Annotated in this window: 22 protein-coding genes, 1 tRNA gene and 1 rRNA gene; 6 read left to right on the forward strand and 18 right to left on the reverse strand. The window is 60.3% G+C overall.

Annotated elements, in window-relative coordinates; genetic code table 11:
* Positions 1-172 precede the first annotated feature (172 nt).
* Positions 173-2410 carry a DUF5979 domain-containing protein gene (locus tag MHJ63_RS05920; RefSeq protein WP_239446480.1) on the reverse strand — a complete coding sequence of 746 codons (2238 nt, stop codon included), beginning with the start codon at positions 2408-2410 and terminating at the stop codon, positions 173-175.
* Between the two features lie 387 nt (positions 2411-2797).
* Between MHJ63_RS05920 and MHJ63_RS05925 the strand changes: the two genes are divergently transcribed.
* A complete protein-coding gene (locus MHJ63_RS05925) occupies positions 2798-3058 on the forward strand; it encodes a ribbon-helix-helix protein, CopG family (protein ID WP_035757539.1) in 261 nt (86 codons plus the stop codon).
* Between the two features lie 168 nt (positions 3059-3226).
* Here MHJ63_RS05925 and MHJ63_RS05930 read toward each other — a convergent pair.
* A tRNA-Pro gene (locus MHJ63_RS05930) sits at positions 3227-3303 on the reverse strand.
* Positions 3304-3520: 217 nt separating this feature from the next.
* Here MHJ63_RS05930 and MHJ63_RS05935 point away from each other — a divergent pair.
* Both MHJ63_RS05935 and MHJ63_RS05940 read left to right on the forward strand, forming a co-directional pair.
* Positions 3521-3958 carry a hypothetical protein gene (locus MHJ63_RS05935; protein ID WP_070490944.1) on the forward strand — a complete coding sequence of 146 codons (438 nt, stop codon included), beginning with the start codon at positions 3521-3523 and terminating at the stop codon, positions 3956-3958.
* Between the two features lie 139 nt (positions 3959-4097).
* On the forward strand, positions 4098-5624 hold the full coding sequence (locus MHJ63_RS05940; RefSeq protein ID WP_052048653.1) for an amino acid permease: 1527 nt from the start codon (positions 4098-4100) through the stop codon (positions 5622-5624).
* Positions 5625-5766: 142 nt separating this feature from the next.
* Here MHJ63_RS05940 and argG read toward each other — a convergent pair whose 3' ends face one another.
* The 7 genes from argG to MHJ63_RS05975 all read right to left on the reverse strand — a co-directional run bounded on the left by argG (position 5767) and on the right by MHJ63_RS05975 (position 14147).
* Entirely contained in the window at positions 5767-7188 is a 1422-nt protein-coding gene (gene argG, locus MHJ63_RS05945) for an argininosuccinate synthase (protein WP_239446481.1), read from the reverse strand.
* A gap of 152 nt (positions 7189-7340) precedes the next feature.
* Positions 7341-9497 carry a bifunctional cytidylate kinase/GTPase Der gene (der, locus tag MHJ63_RS05950; RefSeq protein WP_239446493.1) on the reverse strand — a complete coding sequence of 719 codons (2157 nt, stop codon included), beginning with the start codon at positions 9495-9497 and terminating at the stop codon, positions 7341-7343.
* A 2-nt stretch (positions 9498-9499) separates the two neighbouring features.
* Entirely contained in the window at positions 9500-10603 is a 1104-nt protein-coding gene (locus tag MHJ63_RS05955; RefSeq protein WP_035757528.1) for a prephenate dehydrogenase, read from the reverse strand.
* 3 nt (positions 10604-10606) lie between these two features.
* A complete protein-coding gene (locus MHJ63_RS05960; RefSeq protein ID WP_239446482.1) occupies positions 10607-11665 on the reverse strand; it encodes a pseudouridine synthase in 1059 nt (352 codons plus the stop codon).
* A 54-nt stretch (positions 11666-11719) separates the two neighbouring features.
* Entirely contained in the window at positions 11720-12322 is a 603-nt protein-coding gene (gene scpB / locus MHJ63_RS05965) for an SMC-Scp complex subunit ScpB (RefSeq protein ID WP_035757522.1), read from the reverse strand.
* Complete coding sequence (locus MHJ63_RS05970; protein ID WP_239446483.1) at positions 12319-13305, reverse strand: segregation and condensation protein A; 987 nt, start codon at positions 13303-13305, stop codon at positions 12319-12321. Before MHJ63_RS05970 ends, scpB begins: the two co-directional genes overlap by 4 nt.
* A complete protein-coding gene (locus MHJ63_RS05975) occupies positions 13302-14147 on the reverse strand; it encodes a ParA family protein (RefSeq protein ID WP_035757520.1) in 846 nt (281 codons plus the stop codon). The genes MHJ63_RS05970 and MHJ63_RS05975 overlap by 4 nt, the downstream gene beginning before the upstream one ends.
* 439 nt (positions 14148-14586) lie before the next feature.
* Here MHJ63_RS05975 and mgtE point away from each other — a divergent pair, with 439 nt between their 5' ends.
* Entirely contained in the window at positions 14587-15930 is a 1344-nt protein-coding gene (gene mgtE / locus MHJ63_RS05980; protein WP_239446484.1) for a magnesium transporter, read from the forward strand.
* Positions 15931-15940: 10 nt separating this feature from the next.
* On the opposite strand, the gene MHJ63_RS05985 is transcribed toward mgtE, so the two are convergent.
* From MHJ63_RS05985 to MHJ63_RS06020, 8 genes are read right to left on the reverse strand one after another with little or no spacing between them, the layout of a single operon-like run.
* Positions 15941-16924: a site-specific tyrosine recombinase XerD gene (locus MHJ63_RS05985; RefSeq protein ID WP_070506557.1), complete on the reverse strand. Its 984-nt coding sequence runs from the start codon at positions 16922-16924 to the stop codon at positions 15941-15943.
* On the reverse strand, positions 16917-17588 hold the full coding sequence (locus tag MHJ63_RS05990; protein ID WP_239446485.1) for an NUDIX domain-containing protein: 672 nt from the start codon (positions 17586-17588) through the stop codon (positions 16917-16919). Before MHJ63_RS05990 ends, MHJ63_RS05985 begins: the two co-directional genes overlap by 8 nt.
* Before the next feature lie 40 nt (positions 17589-17628).
* Entirely contained in the window at positions 17629-19362 is a 1734-nt protein-coding gene (recN, locus tag MHJ63_RS05995; protein ID WP_239446486.1) for a DNA repair protein RecN, read from the reverse strand.
* Positions 19359-20447, reverse strand: coding sequence for an NAD kinase (locus tag MHJ63_RS06000; RefSeq protein ID WP_141742470.1), 1089 nt, complete (start codon positions 20445-20447; stop codon positions 19359-19361). Before MHJ63_RS06000 ends, recN begins: the two co-directional genes overlap by 4 nt.
* A 25-nt stretch (positions 20448-20472) precedes the next feature.
* Entirely contained in the window at positions 20473-21306 is an 834-nt protein-coding gene (locus tag MHJ63_RS06005) for a TlyA family RNA methyltransferase (RefSeq protein WP_035757505.1), read from the reverse strand.
* Complete coding sequence (locus MHJ63_RS06010) at positions 21303-21509, reverse strand: hypothetical protein (RefSeq protein ID WP_035757502.1); 207 nt, start codon at positions 21507-21509, stop codon at positions 21303-21305. The genes MHJ63_RS06005 and MHJ63_RS06010 overlap by 4 nt, the downstream gene beginning before the upstream one ends.
* Positions 21502-22377 carry an HAD-IIA family hydrolase gene (locus tag MHJ63_RS06015; protein WP_052048652.1) on the reverse strand — a complete coding sequence of 292 codons (876 nt, stop codon included), beginning with the start codon at positions 22375-22377 and terminating at the stop codon, positions 21502-21504. Before MHJ63_RS06015 ends, MHJ63_RS06010 begins: the two co-directional genes overlap by 8 nt.
* A complete protein-coding gene (locus MHJ63_RS06020) occupies positions 22374-23471 on the reverse strand; it encodes a hypothetical protein (RefSeq protein ID WP_070490964.1) in 1098 nt (365 codons plus the stop codon). The genes MHJ63_RS06015 and MHJ63_RS06020 overlap by 4 nt, the downstream gene beginning before the upstream one ends.
* A 138-nt stretch (positions 23472-23609) precedes the next feature.
* Between MHJ63_RS06020 and MHJ63_RS06025 the strand changes: the two genes are divergently transcribed.
* Complete coding sequence (locus MHJ63_RS06025) at positions 23610-23957, forward strand: MDR/zinc-dependent alcohol dehydrogenase-like family protein (protein ID WP_239446487.1); 348 nt, start codon at positions 23610-23612, stop codon at positions 23955-23957.
* Between the two features lie 32 nt (positions 23958-23989).
* Entirely contained in the window at positions 23990-25468 is a 1479-nt protein-coding gene (locus tag MHJ63_RS06030) for an aldehyde dehydrogenase family protein (RefSeq protein WP_239446488.1), read from the forward strand.
* A 221-nt stretch (positions 25469-25689) separates the two neighbouring features.
* On the opposite strand, the gene rrf is transcribed toward MHJ63_RS06030, so the two are convergent.
* Positions 25690-25769 (reverse strand): 5S ribosomal RNA (gene rrf / locus MHJ63_RS06035); the annotation flags it as partial.

Genomic DNA, 25769 nt, shown 5'->3' on the forward strand with positions numbered 1-25769 from the left:
GTCATCACCTTCCTTGGATCAGGTTGAACACATTCTGTACTTCCTACTCCGAGCCTATCCTTTCACCCCAGTGAAGTGGGACACGTTAAGAGGAAGTGCCCCCGCCGGTCGGTTTGACCTGCGAGGGCACTTCGCTGTGCTTGAACATTATGCTCAAGCAGTTACAGCATCATTAGCCGTTCTTCCGCTTACGTACTACGAGAAGCGTTGCGCCACCAGCAGCGAGCAGAAGTGCTACGCCGAGGCCTACAGCGACATTCTCGACACCGGTTGATGCGAGACCTGGCTTCTTGCCTGGCTCTTCCGGAGTATCGGTTTCGGTTGGCTCTGGAGCTGGAGTCTCAGACTCAGATGGCTCTGGGGTTGGCTCCTCAGAAGGTTCTGGGGTTGGCTCCTCAGAAGGCTCTGGGGTTGGCTCCTCAGAAGGTTCTGGGGTTGGCTCCTCAGAAGGTTCTGGGGTTGGCTCCTCAGAAGGTTCTGGGGTTGGCTCCTCAGATGGCTCCGGGGTTGGCTCCTCAGAAGGTTCTGGGGTTGGCTCCTCAGATGGCTCCGGGGTTGGCTCATCAGATGGCTCTGGCTCCTCAGAAGGTTCCGGGGTTGGCTCATCAGATGGCTCTGGCTCCTCAGAAGGTTCCGGGGTTGGCTCATCAGATGGCTCTGGCTCCTCAGAAGGTTCCGGGGTTGGCTCATCAGATGGCTCTGGCTCTGGCTCTTCAACCGTGGTTGGGTTTTCGAGCTTGATCTCCTTGGTCTTATCGCCCTCAACCGTTACGAGGATGTCGTCGCACAGTTCATCGCCGATGAAGAACTTCGGCTCACCGTAGATGACCTTCTTGCCGTCTTCGGTTTCGAAGTCAGCTGGCTTCTCTTCGGTCAGGCGGACCTTGGTGCCTGCAGGAACGTCCTCAGGAAGGGACACGGTCTCGCCGTTCTTGACGGTGAGAGTGCCAGACTTCTCTTCGCCATCGAGCTCGTAGGAGTACTTGACGTTGTACTCGGTGTCTGCAGGAACGAGGTCAGCACCGTCGCCGGTTACCGCCTTGGTAACGGACAGGTTGCCGTTCTGGACCTTCTTCTCAGCCTTGTTGACCAAGGTCAGCTTGGCTGGCTCGTTGGTTGCTGGGGTAACGCTGAACGAACCGTCTTCGTTCTTGGTTACGCCGTCACCGGTGATCTCGTAGTCGCCCCACTCGATACCGTCAACCTCTGGAAGGTTGACTTCGGTGATCTTGAACTCGGTGCCGATCTTGTAGCGCTTGGAGTTCACGCGGTTCTCTTCACCGGCTTCGAGTTCGAGGGTGTCCTCTTCACCTGCAGCGGTGTACTTCACGGTGTACTTGGTGCCTGCTGGAACCTGGTCTGCACCGTTACCTTCAACTGCCTTGGCGATGGAGAAGCGGGTGTATTCCTTACCGGAACCAGTACCGCCACCGATTGCGGTGTAGGTGAAAGTCGCCTCAGCGTCCTTGCCGTTGACCTTTGCGGTGTTCTTGAAAACGTCGCCTTCGAAGGCCTTGCCGTCCATCTTGGTCCAGTAAAGGATGCGGTACTGAACGCGCTTATCGGTTGGAACGTTCCTCACCGTGACAGTGAAGTTGGTGCTGCCTTCAGCAATGTTGGTCTCGAAGTCAGCTGGGTCAACAGGTGCCCAGTCTTCACCTTCAACGAAGGTGCCGTCCTCGGCAACGTTGCGGTATTCGACCTCAATATCGAAGTTGTTGGCCTTGTGACGCTCGAACTCGGTGTTATCAACGATCGCGTCAGTAACGGTCACAGTACCGTCTTCGGCGACGGTGTTAGGGAACTGGATACCCCAAGCGATCACGTCGGCACCATGCTTGGTGCGTGCGCTGTACTTGTATGGGTCATCAGCTGCGTGGCCTGGGCCTACAGGGCCGATGCCGCCGTCACCTGGGATTGGAACAGGGACGGTCTTGCCGTCGATGATGAAATCAGCGGTGTTGTTGTCGCTCTGCTCGTCGAGGGTTGCGAGGAACCACAGTTCGCCGCCTACGTCTTCCTTGCCGTTGACGAAGTCAGTCAGGGTGCAGGTGACAGTTGGCGCTGGCTCGTTCGTAACCTTACAGTTAGCAACGGTTTCGCCTGTTTCCTTATCTGGAACCGAAAACTCACCGTTACCGTAGTTAGAGAATTCCTTCGGCAGGGTCATGCCGAAGGTTTCGCCAGCCTGTGCTCCGTTTGGAACGTTCCACTTTGCCGTGACCTTTACTTCGTCATCGACACGTGCCTGGCCGCCATCTTTATCCTTGAACGTCACGTTGACGTCGGACATGGCGCCTGGGTAAGTGAAATCAGGTGCTGCCTGGGCTGGGGTGATTCCAACCAGGGATGCCGCACCCAGGAGCATCGCCAAAAGCAGGCCACCTAGCCTACTTTTCTTTGTTTTCATGCAATTTTCCTTCCTGAGGTGAACGCCTTCCTTAGACCGAGCTTTAGCGGTTTGCTCAACTGCTAAGAAAGACTGCATGAACTTCATGGACTAAGCGCAACAAGCGGCTCACGCGAGTGGTGGCTAGTCTTGTTACCGCTTACAACCTTACAGAATACAGGAAGTTTGATGATCATGCATGCGCCGAATCTATATGTGACTACCATCAAGTACCTGTTACGCCTTGATTGTTGATTTGTTTCGAGTACTTTTCGCCGATTTCGCGCCGAATATCTGGGGATCTGTATAGATCTCACAGAATTACTTCACAGGGCATATATTTCATAGCTTCAACTTCACCACCCCGTCACGTAGGTCGATACGAGGTGGTTGACGCCAGAACGACTGATGACGAAATACACCGATGTCAACGGCGTCGCATTTACCGACGCAGACGTGCAGCGCTGGGCGGACGAAGCCGAAGCCGGATTCCCTGACTCGACCCTGACTAAAGAAACTCCCGCTTGGATTCGCACTGACCCGATGGAAGTTCACAGCGTGCGCGTCCCAGCACAGCTTTGGAAGCTTGTTGAGACCGAGGCAAAACGACGCGGAATGTCAACAAGCGAGTACGCGAGAGAAGCATTGACCCGTAGTCTCAGCGCATGATGATTCGCCTGGCCACCCTTGTTCTTGCGGCCATCAAAGACGCTAAATCCGAGGCCCGCGAGCGACGCCACCGACTACCAGTTCTAGGACGCACAGCTAGATAAAACCTAGATAGAACACTGGCGGGGTCACAACAACAACTGTTGTGACCCCGCCAGCGATATAACGTGGTCGGGCTAGCCGGATTTGAACCGACGACCTCTTGTCCCCCAGACAAGCGCGCTACCAAGCTGCGCCATAGCCCGCAACCCATCCAGCACTGTATAGGCTCTACCCAAACAAGGTGGGACGGACTCGGATCAACCGTACACTATGCCGCGATGACGCGACCAATCGATGGCAGTCCCGCGCGGCTCATCAGCAGATGAGACAATGATGACGATCAACAACTCAGAACAATCGCGGATCAATCACAGATCACTGACGCTTCGATTATGGATCGCAAAACACTGAAAGGCCCGTATGTTCACCCGCCACGCCTCAACACCTGCTCATCGCTTGCCCAAGATGCTCGGGGCCGGTCTTGCTACAACGTTGATCGGGGCGGGCCTCACCGGTTGTGGCGCCGAAACCGTGGAAGTCGAGTTCCGCGTCATCGCCGTGGAAACCGGAACCCAACCCCAAACCACCACAACCAACCCGGCCGACCTCACCTCAATGGATTGGAAGCTCGGCCCAGCAATCGGCGGTGAACACGGCACACTCGACACCGCAACCACCGAACCGATCGTTGTGAAACGTGAAAGCAACGACCTCTCCGACGTGCGCGTGAGCTTCGACGTGCCACAAGCCGCGCACCTGGCAGCAAAATGCACCATCCTCATCAACGGTGAAGTCGTGGCTGAACACCAAGACAACGTCAAACCCGGCCGCGCCCTCTGCACCTACGTAGACCAGTAAACACAGCAGAAGCTATTGCCGCCTGTTCCTGCTTGCGTCACTTCGTGACTTTATCCCCCATAAGCGGCCAGAAAGGAGTAAGGTCTTCGCTCATGATGTGAGCTCCTCACGCGTTCTCTACACAAGCGAAGGGCACCCCATGGGCACAACCAAACACACGTCTCACACACATAACGATGCGGCAGACAGGCTCAACCGAAGCCTGCACGCACGCCACATGCGCATGATCGCGATCGGAGGCGCGATCGGCACCGGACTATTCCTCGCATCTGGTGCAACCATCTCCCAAGCAGGCCCGGGCGGCGCGCTACTGGCCTATGCACTCATCGGCTTCGTAGTGCTCATGGTTATGCAGTCACTGGGTGAGATGTCCACCCACCTACCCGTGGCAGGCTCCTTCGAGGTCTACGCCTCCCGCTATGTATCCCCCTCATTCGGGTTCGCGACCGGCTGGAACTACTGGTTCAACTGGGCCATCACCCTCGCCGCGGAACTCGTAGCAGCAGGGCTTGTGATGCGTTTCTGGTTCCCCGACGTACCCGGATGGGTTTGGGCGGCCGTCTTCCTCATTCTCCTAACTACTATCAACGCACTTTCAGCCCGCGCTTTCGGCGAATCCGAGTTCTGGTTCGCCCTCATCAAAGTCGTGACGGTCCTAGTCTTCCTCGTGCTCGGCGTGCTCATGATCATCGGCATCATCGGCGGCCCATCCCCCGGCTTCCACAACTGGACCACAGGCGAAGCCCCGTTCGTGGGCGGCCCCTGGTCCACCATCGCCGTGTTCATGGTTGCTGGTTTCTCTTTCCAAGGCACCGAACTCGTAGGCGTCGCGGCAGGAGAATCGAAGAACCCGCGCCGCGACATGCCGAAAGCCATCCGCGGCGTGTTCTGGCGCATCATGATCTTCTACATCGCAGCGATCGCCGTGATCGGCTTCCTGCTCCCCTACACGGACCCGAGCCTGCTCGCGGCCGCCAACGACGAAGACATCACCGCATCCCCGTTCACTCTCGTGTTCGACCGCGCCGGCATCGCACTCGCCGCAGGCGTGATGAACGCCGTGATCCTCACCGCGATCCTCTCCGCAGGTAACTCGGGCCTGTACTCCTCAACCCGCATGCTCTACGCACTCGCCGAATCCGGCCGTGCACCCAAGATCTTCACGTGGCTGTCCAAGCGGCGCGTCCCTGTCCCAGCGCTACTCACCACTGCCGCGATCGGCGGGTTCGCGTTCACTACCCATCTCATGGGCGAAGGCCAGGCCTACACATGGCTACTCAACATCTCCGCGCTGTGCGGTTTCACGGTCTGGGCGGGCATCTCCTGGAGCCACCTGCGCTTCCGTAGAGCCTTCGTCAAACAAGGCCACAGCCTCTCCGAGCTTCCGTATAAGGCCCCGCTCTACCCGTTCGGGCCCATCGTCGGCTTGAGCGTGATCTTCGTGGTCATCATCGGCCAAAACTTCGAAGCCATCCAAAACGGGAACCTCATAGCCGTGCTCTCCTCATACATCGGCCTGCCGATCTTCCTCGCGATCTGGGGCATCCACGCCCTCATCACCAAACAAGGCCGCCTCATCCCACTCGATCAGATCGATGTCTCCGGCTTGCAACCCGGCGAATACGATCCACGCCAGGAAGTAAGCCCAGAACCGAACAAGGAGTAAAAACCTTTAGAACTACGATCCAAAACAGCGATGGGGCTGCGGTTCAGTCTGAACGTCTGAACCGCAGCCCCATCGCTATGTATTGAGTTAGTGAGAGACTCAGCACGCCGTGCGCTGTATTGCTGAGTGAGATACCCCTGGGTTAGTCGGTGCCCATGTCGAATGCTGCACGGTTCGATGCCTCATCAAGCTCTTCATCAGCCTGCTCGGCGCCGGCAACAATCGCGTCAGCGCCACCAGCCTCAAGCTCACCTACAAGCTGGGCGGTCACGCCACCAACAATGCCCTGGGTCGCGTACTGCTCCAGGCGGGAACGCGAGTCAGCGATATCCAGGTTACGCATTGTGAGCTGGCCGATCCGCTCATCCGGGCCGAACGCGGCGTTACCCACGCGCTCCATCGAAAGCTTCTCTGGATGGTACGACAAGTTCGGGCCTTCGGTGTTCATGATTGAGTAATCATCACCGCGGCGCAGACGCAGCGTCACCGAACCGGTCACAGCGGACGCAACCCAACGGATCAGGGCTTCGCGCTGCATGAGTGCCTGCGGATCCAGCCAGCGGCCTTCATACATGAGCCGGCCCAGGCGGCGGCCCTCGTTGTGGTAGGTCGCGATCGTGTCTTCGTTGTGGATCGCGTTGACCAGGCGCTCATACGTGATGTGCAGAAGCGCCATTCCCGGGGCCTCATAGATACCGCGGGACTTAGCCTCGATGATGCGGTTCTCGATCTGGTCAGAGATGCCCAAGCCGTGGCGGCCACCAATACGGTTGGCTTCCTTAACCAGCTCGACCTTGTCTTCATATTCGACGCCGTTGATCGCAACCGGCATGCCCTCATGGAAAGTCACCGTGACGTCCTCGGTCTTGATCTCAACCGATTCATCCCACGGAGCCACACCCATAATCGGCTCAACCAAGTTCACGCCGTTGTTGAGGAACTCGAGATCCTTCGCCTCGTGCGTTGCACCCCAAATATTCGCATCCGTCGAGTACGCCTTCTCGGCGGAATCACGGTATGGGAAGCCACGTTCGGTGAGCCATTCAGACATCTCCTGGCGGCCACCTAGCTCGTCAACGAACTTCGAATCAAGCCACGGCTTGTAAATCTTCAGGTTCGGGTTAGCCATGAGGCCGTAACGGTAGAAACGCTCGATGTCGTTGCCCTTGTATGTAGAGCCGTCACCCCAGATGTTCACGCCGTCTTCCTTCATGGCGCGCACCAGCATCATGCCGGTCACTGCGCGCCCGATAGGCGTGGTGTTGAAGTACGTCTTACCGCCAGAACGAATATGGAAAGCACCCGTCTGTAGCGCGGCGATACCTTCCTGAATCAGCATGTCCTGAACATCAACCAGGCGTGCGATCTCAGCGCCGTACTCTTTCGCGCGGCCAGGCACTCCCTCGATGTCCGGTTCATCAGGCTGACCGATGTGCGCGGTATAGGTGCACGGGATCGCGCCATTTTCACGCATCCACGCGACAGCCACAGACGTATCGAGGCCACCTGAGAAAGCAATGCCGACTCGCTCGCCGACGGGCAGATTGGAAAGAACCTTAGACATATTCGCCATTCTAACGTTGGACAATTTACGCCCCCGAATCCGAGACGTCACTTCCGCATCCTAGGCGTCACAGTTCCAGCGGGCGCACCATCATGCGCCCGCGCACTCGTGCGGCATCCACGGTCTCAACGTGAGAAACCGCGCACCCAGTGTTACTTTTTGCGCTTATTTCCGCGGCGCTCACGCACCCGCATCTGAATATCGATCGGGGTCCCGCGGAAGTCGAACGTCTCACGCAGGCGGCGTTCGATAAAGCGCCGGTAGCCCGGGTCCAGGAAGCCTGTGGTGAACAGCACGAACTTAGGTGGCCGCGCGCTCGCCTGCGTCGCGAACAGAATACGAGGCTGCTTACCGCCGCGCAGCGGGTGCGGATGCTCAGCGACCAGCTCACCTAAGAAAGAGTTGAGCTTGCCTGTAGGGATACGGCGGTCCCAAGACTCCAGGGCAACATCCAGGGCCGGGGCGAGCTTGTCTTTATGCCAGCCGGTCTTCGCCGAGATGTTGACCCGTGGAGCCCACGAGACATGCTTGAGGTCTTGCTCGATCTCCCGCTCCAGATAGTAGCGGCGCTCATCATCAAGTGTGTCCCACTTATTGAACGCCAAAACCAGGCAACGGCCCGCGTCAATCACTTGCTGCAGGATCCGCTGGTCCTGCTCGGCCAACTCCTCATCCACAGCCAACAGCACGACGACCGCCTCAGCCTTGTCTAGAGCCGAGGCCGTGCGTAGGGATGCGTAATAGTCAGCACCCGATGCCATGTGTTGCTTGCGGCGCAAGCCCGCCGTGTCAACGAACTTCCAGATCCGGCCATCCAGTTCCACGAACTCATCGATCGGGTCACGTGTAGTGCCGGACTCATCGGAAACCACTGCACGCTCATGGCCTGCCAGCTTATTCAGAAGCGAAGACTTACCCACGTTCGGCCGGCCTAGCAGCGCCACGCGGCGCGGCCCGCCTTCCGGCTCGGCCTCGCCGAAAGCTGATTCCTCCGGCAGCATCTTGATCAGCTCGTCCAAAACGTCCGCGGTGCCACGGCCATGCAAAGACGAGACCGGATGTGGCTCACCGAAACCAAGGTTCCACAGTGCCATCGCATCAGCCTCAAGTGAGGGGCCATCAACCTTATTCGCAACCAACAAGACCGGTCGGCCCTTGCGGCGTAGCATCTTCACGATCGCTTCATCGGCCGCGGTAGCGCCCACCACCGCATCGACCACAAGAACCACAACGTCAGCCACGTCCACGGCACGCTCAGCCTGCTCAGCGACCAAGCGGTCCATGCCCTTCGCATCAGCTTCCCAACCGCCCGTATCCACAACACGGAAACGCTTCAGGTTCCACTCCGCGTCATAGGTCACACGGTCACGAGTGACCCCCGGAAGGTCCTCAACAACCGCCTCACGGCGCCCCAGAATACGGTTCACCAGCGTGGACTTGCCCACATTCGGGCGGCCCACAATCGCGACCACCGGAGGGTTCTCACCAGCCTCATCGGCTTCCCAACCCTCACCAGCTAGAAGCGCGGCATCCTCGTCATCGAGCTCATAGTCCTGCAAGCCAGCCAGCAACGCCTCAGCCCGCTGCTCATCCGATTCATCATCACCATCGACAATCGCGCTGGCCTGCTTGCTGACCTCATGCTCAACAACCGTCAAAACCGCCTCAACAGACTGTTCAAAATTCAACTCGGACGTGTCCACCAGCGTCACGCCCTCAGCAGCCTCCATGAAGTTCACAACCGAGGAGTCCTTCTTATCGCGCTCCCCCACCTGCTGCGCCAAGGCTTGCGCGGACTGCGTGTTATTCAACTGCAAGCCACGGCGCTTCATCCGCACCTCCTCAGAGGCCGTGAGCAAGACGCGCGCATCAGCGAAAGGCGCCACCACCGTCGTAATATCGCGGCCCTCAGCAACAATCCGGCCCGCGTCCTCAATCGCGTTACGCTGCCGCTCCACAAGGTTCTCGCGCACCTTCAGATTCGTGGAAACATCAGAAACCCGCTCAGAGATCCGCGGCTCACGAATCTCCTTAGTCACATCCCGGCCGTTGACAACAACCCGCTGATCATCAGGGTCAGTAGACAACTGGATATCAGCCTCGATCACAGCCTGGGCAACAGCATCCTGATCCGAGAGATCAATACCGGACTCCAACGCCGCGAACGTCACCGCACGATACATCGCGCCAGTATCCAGGTAGCCCAAACCCAACGTCCGGGCCACCTCTTTAGACACCGACGACTTCCCCGAACCCGCCGGGCCATCAATAGCAACAATCAGAGAACCAAAAGCATCCTGCGCATCCATACTCACTGCACAACCTTCCAATCCAAGCCCGTCAAAACAGACACGAGCTCATCGCGACGCCCAGGCAAAACCTGGATCTCAACCAAACCAACCTCATAACCCGCCGAATGCTCCATCCGCAGGTCCTCCATATTGATGCCGGCCTCACCCATATCAGTCAACAACTGGGCCACCTGGCCAGGCTCATCATTCACAATCACAGAAACCGTAGCGAAAGACTGCGGCGGCGCGCCGTGCTTACCAGGAATACGCGCCTGCCCCTGATTACCTTCCGTCATCAACTCCGCAAGATCCAACGCAGCACCAGATGCGAAAGGGTCACGCAACGTGGCCAACAACCGATCCAAATCCGACTGCAAACCCTCCAAAATCGGAATCAACTCGGTAGCGTTATGCGCCAGAATCTGAATCCACAACTTCGGGTCACTCGCCGCAATCCGGGTTGTATCCCGCAAACCATTACCCGCCAACGCCAACGAGGACGCCGAAGCGTTCAAAAGCCTCGAAGCCAAAAGTGAAGACGCGATCTGCGGGAAATGCGAAACCAACGCGACCGCGGCATCATGGGTCTTCGCATCCATCACCGTGATCGAGGCACCCAAATCCAAACCCACCGATTTCGCCGTCTTCACCGCATGCGAGGTGGATCCCTCATGCGGGACAACAACCCACGGCGAGGCCGTAAACAACGCACCCCGGGCAGCGGCAGGCCCAGATTTCTCACGCCCAGCCATCGGGTGGCAGCCAACGTAACGAGCCAGATCAGCCTCAGCCACATCGTCGTTGGCCTTCAACACGTCAATGACCGAGCCCTTAACCGAGGCAAGGTCGATCACAACAGCTTCAGGGAACTCCGCCAAAGCCTCAGCCACAATACCCGGAGTCACATCCGGCGGCGTGGCAACAACCACCAAAGCCGGCGCGAAATCCGTGCCCCGCGGCGCCACAAACCCGGCCCCCATATCCACGGCAATACGCTGCGCGGTCGGAGACGCATCCCGCAAACCAACCTCAAGGCCTGCAGAACGCAGACCCAAAGCCGCCGACGTTCCCAAAAGCCCCGTCCCAATCACCAGAACGGGCCCCTGAAGGTACCCCTCAGCCACAGCCTATAAACCCACTTCCGCCAATAAATGCCCCACCTCAGTCTTATTCAGGCGACGCACCGAACCTTGCCGCTGCTGCCCCAACGTGATTGGGCCAATCTGGGTACGCACCAAGCGACGTACCGGGAAACCCACCGCATCAAAAAGGCGACGCACAATCCGGTTGCGACCCTCGTGCAAAACCACCTCGGCCACCAGGTCCTTACCCGCGCCATCAACCAGACGGAACGAATCAACCTTCGCCAAACCGTCCTCAAGCTCGATCCCCTCACGCATCTGCGCGCCCACGCCCTCAGGCAACGGGCCACGGATCTGAACCAGATACGTCTTAGCCACCTCGAAAGACGGATGCGTCAAACGGTGGGCCAGCTCGCCATCGTTGGTCAACAACAGCAGCCCTTCCGTCTCATAATCCAGACGGCCCACGTGATACAAGCGCTCAGCCTGACCTTCACGCAAGAAATCTGAAATGTCTTTCCTGCCCTCCGGGTCGTTCATCGAGGTCACGACACCTGCCGGCTTATTGAACACCAGGTAGGTCTTCTCCGTGTCCAGTTGAAGACGGATCCCATCCACGTGGATCACGTCCACCTCAGGATCCACACGCGTACCCAGCTCAGTCACAATCTGATGGTTGACCTCAACACGGCCCGCGAGGATGATCTCCTCACTTGCACGGCGCGATGCGACACCCGCGTTCGCCATGACCTTCTGCAGACGCTCGCCTTCGCTGTGTTCCTTCCGCGGCCCCGCATTCACCGGGGTCGACGGGCCGCGACGGCGCCGACGCACCGGACCTAGATCATTGAACCGCTCTTGAGCGAAAGCCCGCGGACCACGCGGCTTCTGGTCACGCCCGTTCGCGCCGCCTTTGTGTCCGCCGCCTTTCTGACTACCGCGCTGTGTCTTTTGGCCGCCCAGGTGCTGCTCAACCTCGTCCTGTTTGGGAGCGCGGCCACGACGAACCTGCCCCGCCTGATGCCCCTTCGGCTGCTGTTTCGGCTTACCGTGCCCGCGGCGGTACGAACCCCCACGCGGATTCGATCCAGTCTGGCGAGTCATACGTCTCAACGTCCTTATGATTAGCGAATGACTAATCCGCCTTCGCCGTCATTATCACAACGAGGGCAGTACATCATCCAAGTTTTCAACACCTGGCAAAAGTGGCGACAGATCAGGAAGTTCATCAAGACTGTCTACGCCTAATCTTTCCAGAAGTACCGGCGTGGTCCCAAAGAGACCCGCACCCGTGACCTCATCGGTATCGACTTGCTCGATCAAACCGCGCGTCATCAACGTACGCACCACGCCATCGGCGTTCACGCCGCGGATGCTCGCGATGCGGGCGCGGGACACCGGCTGCCGATAGGCGATGATCGCCAGCGTTTCCATCGCTGCCGCAGACAGCTTGGCTGTTTGCCCCTCAAGAACAAAACGAGAAACAAGCTCACGATGCTCCTGCCGCGCCCCAATACGCCAGCCGCCACCCACCCGTCGGAGCTGGAAGCCACGGCGGGCACCGAAGCCGGCGGCTGCTGGGTCCGGTTCGCCATCGTATTCGGCGGCCAACCCGTGCAGTACGCGGCTCACGAATGCCGCATCGACCTCAAGCAGCTGGGAAAGTTCGTCCTCGGTGAGCGGCCGGTCAGCGACCATCAGAACAGCTTCAAGCCCTTCACGAACTTCCGCGTCACCGGTGGTGTCCGTCTCTGGACTCATGGTGTTCCTCCTGCGTCGTTGCCGTCGCTGGCGTCGTTGATGCTGACGTCGTTAGCGTTTTCCTCGTCGCCATCGTATTCAGCGACGCGGAACTCTCCGGCTCCGGTAGCGATCCATTCGACCATGATCTCGGTCAACGGGGACTCTTGATCAAGCTCCACTGCGCGGTCCCTATACATCTCCAATAGGGCCAGGAATCGGGCGACCACAACCAGCGAGGCTTCGGCATCGGCGGTGAGCTCGCTGAAGGTGAGCGCTTTCGCGGCCCGTAGCCTGGCGGCGATGTGTTGGGCCTGTTCCGCGACTGAGACAGGTGCGTTGTGGATGTGGTCGGTACCGACCGCCTCCGGTTCGGTGGTGTGTTTACGGCTCAGTGCTTTCGCGGCGATCTGTGCGAACTGTTGCGGGGTGTGTGTCCATTCGAGTTCCGGGAGGTGCTCGCGAACATCGGGATCATCGGCCCTGACTTGCCGTGGAACAAAACGGCTTCCGGCCTCCAGTAAGTGTTCCAGGACGTTCGCGGCCTCTTTATACGCCTTGTACTGCAGCAGCCGGGCGAACAGAAGGTCGCGTGCTTCGAGGCGTTCAATATCCTCGGCGTCTTCGACCTCACCTTGTGGGAGCAGGCGCGCGGCCTTCATATCTAACAGCGTTGAGGCGACAACCAGGAACTCTGTTGTCTCGTCCAGGACAGTCGCTCCGACCTCGTCAGCCAGTGTTCGCAGATAAGCCACAAACTCATCCGTGACTTCGGCGAGCGCGACTTCGGTGATGTCGAGGTCGCGTCGGCTGAGCATTTCGACCAGAACTTCGAAGGGGCCGTTGAAGTTCTCAAGCGTTACTTGGAAGTTCGCGCTCGCGGCCGGACCGGGGGCTTTAGGGGCGGTGCTCTCGTGCCCGGCGCCTGGTGGCTGAGCCTCAGCGGCGGGCGTGTGTATTGCCGGCGCTGACTGTTGTGTCCCCGTGGCGGGGTTGAGTGTCACGGAGCTCCGCCGCGTGCGATGAGTTCTTTAGCCAGCCGGCGGTAGCCTTGCGCTCCGGCGTGGGATGGCGCGAACTCGGTGATCGGTTCCATCGCGACCGTGGCGTCCGGGAATTTCACGGTGCGGCGGATCACGGTTTCGAACAGTTTGTCCCCGAATGCTTCGTCGAGCCGGCCGAGGACTTCACGCGAGTGCAGGGTTCGTTGGTCGTACATGGTCGCGAGCACGCCGTCGATCTGTAGGTCTGGGTTGATGCGGTCCTGCACTTTCTCGATGGTGTCGATCAGTAGCGCTACGGCGCGTAGCGCGAAGAACTCGGCGGTGAGCGGGATGATGACGCCGTGGGATGCGGCGAGCGCGTTGACCGTTAGCAGGCCGAGGGATGGCTGGCAGTCGATGATGATGACGTCGTAGTCATCGGAGACGTTGCGTAGCTGTGAGGCGAGGACTTGTTCGCGGGCGACTTCGTTGACAAGCTGCACTTCTGCCGCGGAGAGGTCGATGTTGGCTGGCAGCAGGTCGATGTTGTCTACGTCGGTGTGCAGGATCGCGTCGCGGATGTCGACGTGGCGTTCCATGAGCACGTTGTAGACGGTCAGGTCGAGTTCGTGCGGGTTGACCCCGAAGCCTGCGGAGGCTGCACCTTGTGGGTCGAAGTCGACGATGAGTACGCGGCGGCCAAGTTCGGCCAGGGACGCGGCGAGGTTGATCGATGAGGTCGTCTTCCCGACCCCACCTTTCTGGTTGACCATCGCAATGATGCGGGCTGGTCCATGTTCGGTGAGAACCGGCGGTTCAGGCAGTTGAGTCAAGGGGCGTCCTAGAGCGTTGAGCTCCTGCATACCACCAGGCGCAGGTACTCGGCCAAAGGAGTTTGGATCGCTCACGTGTGCAGACCGCCCTTCTGTGCTGAGTTCCACTCTGTACCGAGTTCCGCTCTGTACCGAGTTGTACTCCGTGCTGAGTTCTACTCTGTTTTGAGTTTCACCGTGCACCGCATCAATTGTGTGCTGTGCTTTAAGGCTAGTGGTGAATTAGCTGTTTATCCGGATTTTCGCCTCTGTATCGGCGAGCCTTGACCCTCAAGTGAAACTCGAAACTTTGGCAAGTGACCTGCCTTCAGCCGAACGCGAGCCACCAGACAAGCGCACGCGACCTGCCGGGCAAGCGCGAGTCGCGGCCCGCATCGTTCATTTCGCAGCTGATTGAAGCGCCTGCCGGGTAATGTAAGAGCGGCCACAGCATATTACAACGTTCCCCGCCCCGGGTTGAGGAGTCACTATGACGATGGATCACCTGATTGATTCGCTGAGGGAACACCCTCGAAAAGAGGCAGACCTCATCAAGCTGGGCCATCTTGCCCGCAAGGTCCCCATCCACGACATGGCCTACCTCATGAAAACGCTGCCGACCGAACAGGCGGCGATCGTGTACCGGGTTCTGGATAAAGACACGGCACTCGCGGTGTTTGAAAGCCTCACCCCCGCAACTCAGGCGGAACTGATCGCTGAGCTGCGGCACGGCGAAATTTCAGAGATCTTCAACGAGCTCGACCCCGATGACCGCGCGTCCCTCTTCGACGAGCTGCCCGCCAAGGTCGCTGACCGTCTCATGTCCGGGCTGGACTCAGAGCAGCGCGCCATGACCACCACGGTGCTTGGCTATCCGGAAGACGCGATCGGGCGCTACATGTCCCCGGAAGTGCTGTGGCTACGCCCCGACTGGAGCGTCAAGCAGGCCATCGACCACGTCAAAGCGCACATCGACGAACCCGAAACTATTTACATGCTCCCGGTCCTGGACGATTCCCGCATCCTCCTCGGCGTGACCGGGCTACGCCGCCTGCTGTCCTCCAACGATGAGCTGAGCGTCCGCGAGATCATGCGCGAAGCCGAATCGGCGCACGCAACCGACCCCCGTGAAGAAACCGCCCGCCGCTTCCTCGGAGGCAAACTACTCGCCATGCCGATCGTGGACGCCGAACACCGACTACTCGGTGTCCTCACCTACGACGACGCAGTCGACATCATCAGCGAAGAGGACGCCGAAGACGCCGCACGCTCCGGCGGTTCCGAACCGCTCGAGAAGTCCTACCTCTCCTCCTCGATCATGCGGATCGTCCGTTCCCGCGTCGTATGGCTCGTGATGCTCGCGCTCTCAGCCGCGCTGACCGTCAAAGTCCTCGACCTCTTCGAAGACAAACTCTCCACAGTCGTGATCCTCGCGCTCTTCATCCCGCTACTGACCGGTACCGGCGGTAACACCGGCAACCAAGCCGCAACCACCGTCACGCGCGCGCTCGCCGTGGGCGAAGTGCGTATTCGTGACTTGCCTAAAGTGATTTGGCGTGAGCTGCGGGTCGGTTTCGTGCTCGGTTTGATCCTGGGTTCGCTCGCATTTGTGATCACTGGGTTCATCTACGGCTTCACGTTCGGCGCCGTGATAGGCCTGACTCTGCTTGCGGTGTGTGTTCAGGCGGCCGTGGTGGGCGGCATGATGCCGATCATTGCCAAGAAGGTCGGCGCGGACCCGGCAGTATTTTCCAACCCGTTTATCTCCACGTTCTGCGACGCGACCGGCCTGCTCATTTACTTCGGCATCGCGTCTGCGATTCTTGGTATTTAAGCCGTTCGGCTCAGCGGGCACGCGGGTGCGATGTCGCGAAGACTTCACGCAGCGTGTCAGCGGTAACCATCGTGTAGACCTGCGTTGTGGTCACCGATGCGTGCCCCAACAGCTCTTGAACCACACGGACATCCGCCCCGCCGCTGATGAGGTGCGTTGCGAACGAGTGCCGTAGCGTGTGCGGGCTGATCTCTTGAGTGAGGTTCGCTTTATGCCCGGCGGCCGTAACGCTATTGAAGACCGACTGGCGTGAGAGCCTGCCGCCTCGCTGGTTGAGGAACAGCGCCGGGCTACCTTTCCCTTTGACAGCCAGGGCGGGCCGTCCCCGTACGAGGTATGCGTTGAGCGCTTCGACTGCGTAGCTGCCCAGCGGGACGTATCGTTCCTTATCGCCTTTACCCCGGACCCGGACCACCGAGGGTAGCTTCTGACCTTCCGCGTCGCGGTCCGTTCCAGCCTCGGTTGTGTCTAGCGCTAGGCTCAGGTCGTCCACATCGAGGCTCACCGCTTCTGATGCGCGAGCCCCGGTCGCGTACAGGAACTCGATGAGGGCACGGTCCCGTAGTCCCGCCGGTGTCGAGGTGTCAGGCGCTTCGATGAGGCGAGCGACCTCGGGAACGCTCAAGGCTTTAGGTAGCTGTTGCGGCACCGCGTTGGGGTGGATGTCTGCTGCCGCGTTGTCGGCGGTGATCCCTTCAAGCGCCCAGAATGAGTGCATCCCGCGCACCGCAACAACCGTGCGCGCAGCTGAACGCGCCGCGAGCGGCTTCTTCCCATCCGCGCCGTCCCTGAGTGACTGTTGGAACGCGCTGATGTTCTGCGGGGTGACATCGCCGGGGTGCGTGATGCCTTGGCTGGCGAGGTAGTCGGTGTAGCGCCGCAGGTCGCGGCGGTATGCGGCCACGGTGTTGGCGGAAAGACCCCGTTCAACAACCAGGTGTTGCAGATAGACATCCGCGCTGCTCTCAAGCGCGCTCAGTGCTGCCTCAGGCATGTTGCGGGCGTGCCGTCCATGGCGCATCGGCTGGCCGTAGGGTCCGGTTCCCGTGCATGTTGTGGGCGGCGAGCGCGAGGATTCCGACGACCGTGGTCGGGTTGCCGATCCTGCCCTCTAATACCGCGGTGATAGCTTCTTCGAGTGGGACCCATTGGGGTTCCAGGAACGCTTCTTCTTCGGTGCGTTCGTGGCGTTGACCTTCAGGGATCTCGTGCAGATCTTGTGCGAGGTAGATACGCATCGCTTCCGAGGAGCAACCCGGAGACATGTAGTGGTCTGCCAGAACATGCCAGGTGTCTGCGCGCAGGTCAGCTTCTTCTGCGAGTTCGCGCCGCGCGGCATCCAATGCTGCCTCGCCTTCCAGATCCAGTAGACCTGCCGGGACTTCCCACAGTTCAGCCCGCACGGGTTGGCGGCGCTGTTTTTGCAGCAGGACCCGGTTGTCTCGATCGAGTGCGAGGATCCCCACTGCGCCGGGGTGGGTCATGAACTCGCGCGTGATGGGCTTATCACCCCCGGGCATTGTGAACGTTTCACGCGTGATGTCGAAGATCGCCCCGCTGAACACGGTTTGCGCGTCAGTCACGGCAGCAGGAACCTGGATGTCACCGAGTTCGTGTGCCCCGGTGTTGGGCTGGTGTTCTGACTGATGCGTGGACATGGGCTCCTCGTGACCGTTCTTGAGTCGCTGACGTTGAGTTTCAGGTGGCTTCGTTGCGTTCGCGGGATGCGTCTGTGAGTAGTTCTTGCGCGTGGGCTCGGGCCGCTTCGGATTCCGATTGGCCCGCGAGCATCCGGGCGAGTTCTTTGACGCGTTCATCCGCTTCGAGTGCCTTGATGTCCGATGCGGTGAACCCGTCAGCGCCTTCGCTGTGGCTGGTCTTGTTGATGGTGAGGTGCTGGTCACCGAACGCTGCAACCTGCGGCAGGTGGGTCACCACGATCACCTGGACGTGGCGGGCCAGCCGGGCCAGGCGGCGGCCGATTTCCACGGCCGCTTCCCCGCCGACTCCGGCGTCGACTTCGTCGAAGATGAACGTCGGGACCGGGTCAGTGGCCGCGAGCACAACTTCGAGGGCGAGCATGACGCGTGAGAGTTCACCGCCGGATGCTCCCTTACCGAGTGGGCGCGGGTCAGCGCCGGAGTGCGGCGCTAGGAGGAAAGCGATCTCATCAGCGCCGTGCGGGCCTGGTTCGGCTTCGGTGACCTCGATCGCAAGGTGGGCGTTCGGCATCGCGAGGGCCGCAAGTTCCTCATCCACGCGTTCGGACAACCGTTGGGCAGCATCTGCGCGTAGGGTATGAACGCGCTCGGCGTGCTCGGCGAGTTGGGAGGTAAGTGCTTCGACCTTTTCTGCGAGCTCTTCAACGCGCGCCGGATCATCTGATAGCTCGAGGTGACGGACGCGAGCCTGGGCGGCCCAGTCGATGACCGCGTCCACATCGGGAGCATATTTACGTGTCAAGGAGTTCAGCACTGCCCGCCGCTCCTCGACTGCGGCAAGCTCCGCTGGCCCGTCCGCGTCAAGGCCTTGCTGATAGCTTGCAAGCTCGGTTGCGATATCGGAGATCACATACCCGACCTCGCGCAGACGCTGAGTCTGCTCAGCCAAAGCCGGGTCCTGGCTATCGACTGCTTCCAAGGCACGCTGGGCGGCATCCAAGAGGGAGACCACGTCCACGGCTTCGCCGATCTCTTCCGATACCAGCGCGGAGTGCGCGCTCACCGCGGCCTCGCGTAGCTCCTCGATATGACTGAGTCTGTCGGCGCGCGCATCGAGTTCTTGCGCTTCGCCTTTTTGCGGGTCTACCGCATCGATCTCTTCGAGCGCGGCTTGCAGGGTTTGTTCTTCCATCTGACGTTCGTAGCGGTTCTGCTCAACGTCAGCGAGCTCTTCACGGGCGGCCTTCAGGTCCTGGTAGACAGCCTTGTACTGCACCAGGGCAGCCTCGAGCTCGGCCCCTGCGAAGGCATCGAGTGCGGCTCGCTGTTCGGCAGCTCCGCGAAGCCGCAGTTGGTCTGTCTGCCCGTGAACCGTCAGAAGGGATTCACCGATGCGGCCGAGCACCGCTACAGGGACGGCCCGCCCGCCTGCATGGGCACGGCTGCGGCCTTTCGCCGCGATCGTGCGAGAAAGATAGAGAACAGCCTCGTCCGCGCCGTCTTCGGTATCAGTTTCAGCGCCGGCCTCAGCGGCGATCTGGAACGCGGCATCCTGCTGGGACCCAACCACGGTGGCTTCAACCACTGCTGAGTCTTCGCCGCGCCGAACCACACCGGAATCGGCTCGCGCCCCAGAGATCAGGCCGAGCGCGGTCACAACCATGGTTTTACCCGCGCCGGTTTCACCTGTGACCACCGTCAAGCCCGGACCGAATGGTAGCGAGGCCTCTTCGATAACGCCTAAGCCGCGGATGTTGACTGACTCGATCATCGTGGCTCACCTCGCCGCGGATGCTCTTCAAACAGGGTTGCCGAAGGTTCTCCGTGATAAAGCTCTGTTGCCCGATGCGGTGGCAGGCGTTCGGAATTATGTGGAGGTTCCACCACGCTGATGCGGCGCACCGCGGGCAGTTCGGAGGTCTTAGGGTGCACACCCGGGTCTTCAACAGGCCCGCGCCACCCGATGGTGGGGAGCTTGAATTTAGCCACAAGCCGCTCAGCGAACGGGGTGTTCGTGAGTCGCACGAGCCGCACCGGGGTCTTGGAGCGGGTCACCTCAACACGGGAGCCCGGAGCCAGTTCAACCATGCGGCGCCCATCGCACCATAAGACACCCGTGGCGTCCGTGCGGGTCAGCACTTCAGCAGCGGTTGTGGAGGAGGGCGCGATCACCAGCGGCTTAGCGAACAGTGCGTGCGCGGAGATCGGGGCGACCACCAGGGCCTCAACCTCAGGCCACACGACCGGCCCGCCAGCAGAGAACGCATACGCGGTCGAGCCCGTAGGAGTCGCAAACACTACGCCGTCGCAACCGAATGTGGAGATCGGGGAACCATCAACATCGAGTGCTACCTCAAGCATGCGTTCACGGTTCGATTTCTCAACGGCGGCCTCATTCAGCGCCCACGTGTGCGCACCGCGGCGGCCTTCGTGCCACACCTGCACATCGATCGCCATGCGTTCATCCACGGTGTAAGCGCGGTTGACGATCGCCTCAACCACCGCATCGATATCTGATTTTTCACTCTCGGCCAGGAAGCCGACGTGCCCCAAGTTCACGCCCAACAGCGGAACGTTGCTGCCGCGCGCGAGCTCGGCAGAACGTAGCATCGTGCCGTCCCCACCTAACACCATCACGAGTTCGAGCTCATCCAGCCCCACACCTTCGCCGAGGACCTCGACCTTGGTGTCCACATCCACCATCGCGCCGTCAACGTGAATCTGGCCGATCACATCGACTTCATCACGCATCATGACAGGCGAAAGCCCGTGGGCCGATAAAGCTCTCGCGGCTCGCATTGCGATCGCTACAGCTTCTTCTCGACCCGTGTGGGTCATGACCAAGATCCGACGCACTGACGCTCCTTGTTGTTACCGATCTTCAAGAATAGTCAACGGCGTCCAGCAAAGCAGTGAGGTTGCGCTCTCTTGTGGATGAATCCGTCTCCGTGGTGTTTTCTTTTATCCACATCACGAAGAACTCGACGTTTCCGTCTTGCCCCGGCACTGCAGAGCGCAGCACAGCCACGGGTTTCAAACCCAGCCCGGCCTGTTCAGCGAAGTCCACAACCTTCGTCACGGCGTGGCGCCGCAAGGCTGGCTGAACCACAACCCCGGCCTTATTCAGCCCGGAACGGCCCACCTCGAACTGAGGCTTGACCAGCATCATCATCCGGCCGCCCTCTTTCAGCTGAGCAGCTAGCGGCTCGAGCACGAGCGTGAGCGAGATGAACGAAAGATCCCCCACGACAACATCAACCCCACCAGGGATGAAGCCCGGTTCAAGGTGACGAACATTGACGCCTTCACGGTTCACAACGCGGGCATCTGAAGCGAGGCTTGGGTGCAGCTGCCCGTGGCCCACATCGACCGCATAGACACGTTCGGCCCCATGATCCAACAGAACCTGGGTGAACCCGCCGGTCGAAGCGCCGGCGTCCATGCAGGTTGCCCCGTTGATCGGCAACCTGATCCCGTGCGTGCTCAAGCGTTCCAACGCGGCGTGCAACTTACCGGCGGCCCGCCCCACCCAACGGTCCTCGGCATGCTCTTGGATCACGATGCTCGCGCCCGGCTTAATCTTGACCGAAGGCTTGGTCGCTGGCTTGCCTTCGACGAAGACGCGGCCTTCGTGGATCAGTACGGCTGCGCGGGTGCGGGACGGCGCATAGCCGAGGTCGGCAAGTGCGGCGTCAAGGCGTTGAGGGGCGCTCACGGAAGATCGCTCTCCAGGACATTGGTGAGGTCGTCAAGAACACGGCTGAACCGTTCGGGATGTTCGCTGACCGGTAGCGAATCGAGGTCAGCTAGCGGCTGCAGTACTTCCGGCAGCTCCTGCGCAGGCTGTTCCTGCCCAGGCAACTCTTGTGCCGGCTGTTCCGTTGCCGCGTCGTGTTCTGGTGAGTTCTCGCTAGTCATTCAGGCTCTCTTGAGTTCCGCTGTCTTCGAGTACACAGGAGTTGGCTGGTGCCCGCAAGTCGCGTAAATCATTGAGTACGTAACGCGGTTTCAGCCCAGGCTCCGCCTTGCGGGCGGATGCGAGCGTATCGACCCCGGTCAGGACTAGCGCGGTAGCGAAGCCGGCAGCGTTCCCGCCTGCAACATCGGTGTCAAGCCTGTCGCCGATCACGAGCGGATTTTGTGCTCCCACGGCTCGCGCCGCCATCTGCATCAGCGTCGGGGCGGGCTTACCGGTCACGAGAGGTTCCTGCCCGGTCGCGGCCGCCACCGCGGCGACGAGCGTCCCGTTGCCCGGAGCGATACCTTCCGCCCGAGGGATCGTCGTGTCCGTATTTGTTGCGATCCATCGCGCGCCTGCGGTGATCGCGTAGCCGGCTTCCGCGAGGTGCCGCCACGTGACGTCGGGGTTGAAGCCCTGCAACACAAAGTCGGGTTGCTCGGTGGCTGAATCAACAAGTTTGAAGCCCGCGTTTTCGGCTTCGCGGCGTAGAGCTTCGGTCCCGACGATGTAAGCGGTCGGCTCTTGAAGCTGTGCATCCGCTGCGGTCTGCCGTGCATGTTCCGCAGCGGCTCGCGAGGAACCGAAGACCTGCTCGGGCATGGTCGGGATGCCCAGCGAGCTGATGTGTTCGGCGACCTCTTCCGGGGTGCGGGATGCGTTATTGGTGCAGTAGGCAACGCGAACACCGGCCTCCTGCGCCGCGACCAGCGCTTCGACCGCGTGCGAAACTGCGTCCGGGCCTGCATATACAACCCCGTCAAGGTCGCACAGCAAGGCGTCATGCATGTCTAGCAGGGACGCGTCCTGATGCGTGGCGCCGGTCATTCCGCGCTGGCCTCGCCGCTGGTTTCGACGTCAGCTGCGCCTTCGCCCGATGGATTAGGTTCCGCATCGTTGGTGGCGCCATCCTTGGCCTCGGTCTCTTTGGCCTCGTCCTCGTCCGAGTCTTCATCGTCTTCCACGAGGTCTACGATCTCTGGTTCAACATCGTTGAGTCCCAGCGCCTCCATCGCAACGGGGATGCGCGCACGCCAAGTAGCCGCTTCTTCGGCTTGCCCGGTGGCTTCGAGTGCGTCTGCGTACAGCTCAAAGAGGCGTGGGCTGAAGATGAACGCACGGTTCCTGTCGAGCGTTGGAATCTGCAGAGCCTTGACGGCTTCTTCGTTCTTGTTGGCGTCGAGGAGGATCCCAGCTTCGACCATCGCTGCTTCGGCACGCGGCTGGCCCTTGAGCGCCTTAGCTTCTTCGGAGCGTAGCGTTTCAAGGGCTTTCTCAACGCGACCTACGGCACGCTCGCAGTCAGCAATCGTGGCGATGTGGTCGTGGACGCCAGAAATGCGGCGGTGGGTACGCAGTTCACGGAGTGCTTCGCTGTACTTGCCGGCCGCATACGCGGTCAGCCCTACAGCTTCGCGAACGAGGGCAACTCGGCCACCACGACGCGATGCCGCTTCTGCGTGCGCGAAGGCGAGTTCAGGGTCAACATCGATCAGTGCGCCGGCCATAACGAGGTGCTTCGCTACCCATGGACGGTGCTTTTCGTCGAGGAAACGGAGTTCGCGGAGCGTTTCTTTATCGAGTTCGTTACCGGTTACGCTCGGATCGATTTCTGGTGAGCGTTCGCGGTCTGGACGGTTCGCCGCACGAATGTCGCCGCCACGGCGTCCCTGCGGGCGGTTGCGCTCATTATGCTGGCGGTCGTTACGCTGCCGATCGTTACGGCGCTCACCGCGTCGCCGGTCAGGACGCCCGCCACGCTCGTCGCGGCCACCACGCTCGCCGCGCTTCCAGTCGTCACGACTACGTTCTCCACGTGGTGAGGCACCGTGTCCACGTTTGTGCCCGCCACGGTTGTGGTGGTTCTTGCCATGTTCTTGGCCTGCTCCGCGTGGGGAGCGACGTTTCTGCTCGTCTGCCACGTTTCCCTCTTTGTGATTGTGCCGCGCTCGTGCCTCAAGCGCCTCTGACCATTTTAGCGACGACTTCGAGGGAAAGCCCGCCAATCACACTTTTCTTTCTATCCAAATAGTCTGTTGATACCGCCCGTTTCAACACATGTGTCCCATGTCCTTTTGACCGGCAGCATCAAAGTCATAGAACAAGCCGCCGATGCGGTGGGCCAGATGGGCACGTTCATCCTGGTGGGCGGTGCGCCTGCAGAGGCACGGTTCTCCATGGACCACATGCGCACCTTGTTCGGTAAGACAGTGGTGGGCACGCTCGGCGGCTCGTCCAACAGCCGCACGCTGATCCCTGCGCTGATCGACCTCTACCGTCAAGGGCGCTTCCCGTTCGACCGGCTCGTGTCTTTCTATGGTTTCGACGTGCTCGACCAGGCGATCGCCGATGCCCATGAGGGCGGCACCATCAAGGCTGTCCTGAAGGTCTCGACCGCTGACCAGTAGTCTCTTAGTACTTCCAAACGAAAGGAATAGACATGTCTGCAGCTCAGTCCTCATACGCTGATCTGATCTCTGAAGACCTCTACATCGGTGGTTGGCGCGCTGGAACATCCCAGGGTTCTGCCACTACCGTGAACCCGTTCAATGACGAACCGATCGCGACCATCCGTCAGGCTTCCCAAGAAGACGTCGATGCCGCCTACGAGGCAGCGGCAGATGCCCAACGCGAGTGGGCCGCTCTCCCGCCCAAGGAACGCGGCGCGGTCCTCAACAGGGCCGCGGATTGGATCGAGGAGAATCAGGGCGCGATCATCGAATTGATCCGCGCGGAGTCCGGCTCGAGTGCGCTCAAGGCGACGGTCGAGGCCGGCTTGGCTGTCGGCTCGCTGCGCGAGGCCGCTACTTTCCCGACCCGCATCACTGGGCAGATCCTGCCGTCCAACACCCCTGGCAAAACTAACTACGTTTTCCGTGAACCGCTGGGTGTGGTGGGTGTCATTAGCCCGTGGAACTTCCCGTTCACGCTGTCGATGCGTTCGGTCGCGCCAGCATTGGGTTGCGGTAACGCGGTGGTTCTCAAGCCGGCATCTGACACACCGCTGACCGGCGGTCTCCTGCTGGCCAAGATTTTCGAGGCGGCTGGATTGCCAGCAGGCGTGCTCAATGTTGTTGTTGGTGCTGGTTCGGAGATTGGCGATTACTTCGTGGAGCACCCTACCCCGCGTCTGATCTCTTTCACGGGTTCCACCCCGGTAGGTAAGGGCGTGGGCCGTACGGCGGTTGGCGGTGAACATATCAAGAAGGTCGCGCTCGAGCTGGGCGGTAACGCTCCGTTCGTTGTCCTCGACGATGCGGACCTGGATAAGGCTGTTGGCGCTGCGATCATGGGTAAGTTCCTTCACCAGGGACAGATCTGCATGTCAGTCAACCGCATCATTGTCCAGGCCCCGCTCTATGACGACTTCGTTGATGCATACGCTAAGCGCGCCGCATCCATCGCTTATGGCGACCAGATGGATGACAACACCATCGTTGGCCCGGTGATCAACGACAGTCAGCTGAAGTCTGTGACTGCCAAGATCGAACAGGCTCGCGAAGAAGGCGCGCGTGAGGTTCTGGCTGGGCCTATTGAGGGGCGTTTGATCGCTCCGCACGTATTCGCTGATGTGACCCCGGAGATGGAGCTGTTCCGTGAAGAAATCTTCGGCCCGGTTGTCGGGATCATCAAGGCCAACGATGAGGCCCACGCGCTCGAACTCGCGAACGACACCGAGTTCGGCCTTTCTTCGGCTGTGTACACACAAGACCTGAGTCGCGGTCTGCGTTTTGCCCGCGAAGTGAAGGCCGGTATGACCCACGTCAATGACATCACCGTCAACGATGAAGCACACGTGATGTTTGGCGGGGAGAAGAACTCGGGCCTTGGGCGTTTCAACGGCGAGTGGGCCATCGAAGAGTTCACTACCGATCACTGGGTCAGCGTCTCGGAAGGAACGGACCAGTTCCCGTTCTAATGAATCATCTACGTTGCAGCTGATATAGGACGCGGCGCAAACGGTAAGTGCGGCCTTGTTGTAAGCAGGGGCCGCACTTACCGTTAAGACACACGACACTGTGAAATCGAAGATCGATGTGTGTTGTGTTTGTGTTTTATACAGGTGTTGGTCCCGATGCTGCGACCGAACCCCTTGTGGGGGGGTTGGGAGCTTCGGGACCAACATCCTTTCTATAGTGTGTTCGGCGGTGTCCTACTCTCCCACAACCTCCCGGTTGCAGTACCATCGGCGCTGTGGGGCTTAGCTTCCGGGTTCGGGA

The organism is Pseudoglutamicibacter albus, assembly GCF_022346425.1.
Taxonomy (GTDB): domain Bacteria; phylum Actinomycetota; class Actinomycetes; order Actinomycetales; family Micrococcaceae; genus Pseudoglutamicibacter; species Pseudoglutamicibacter albus.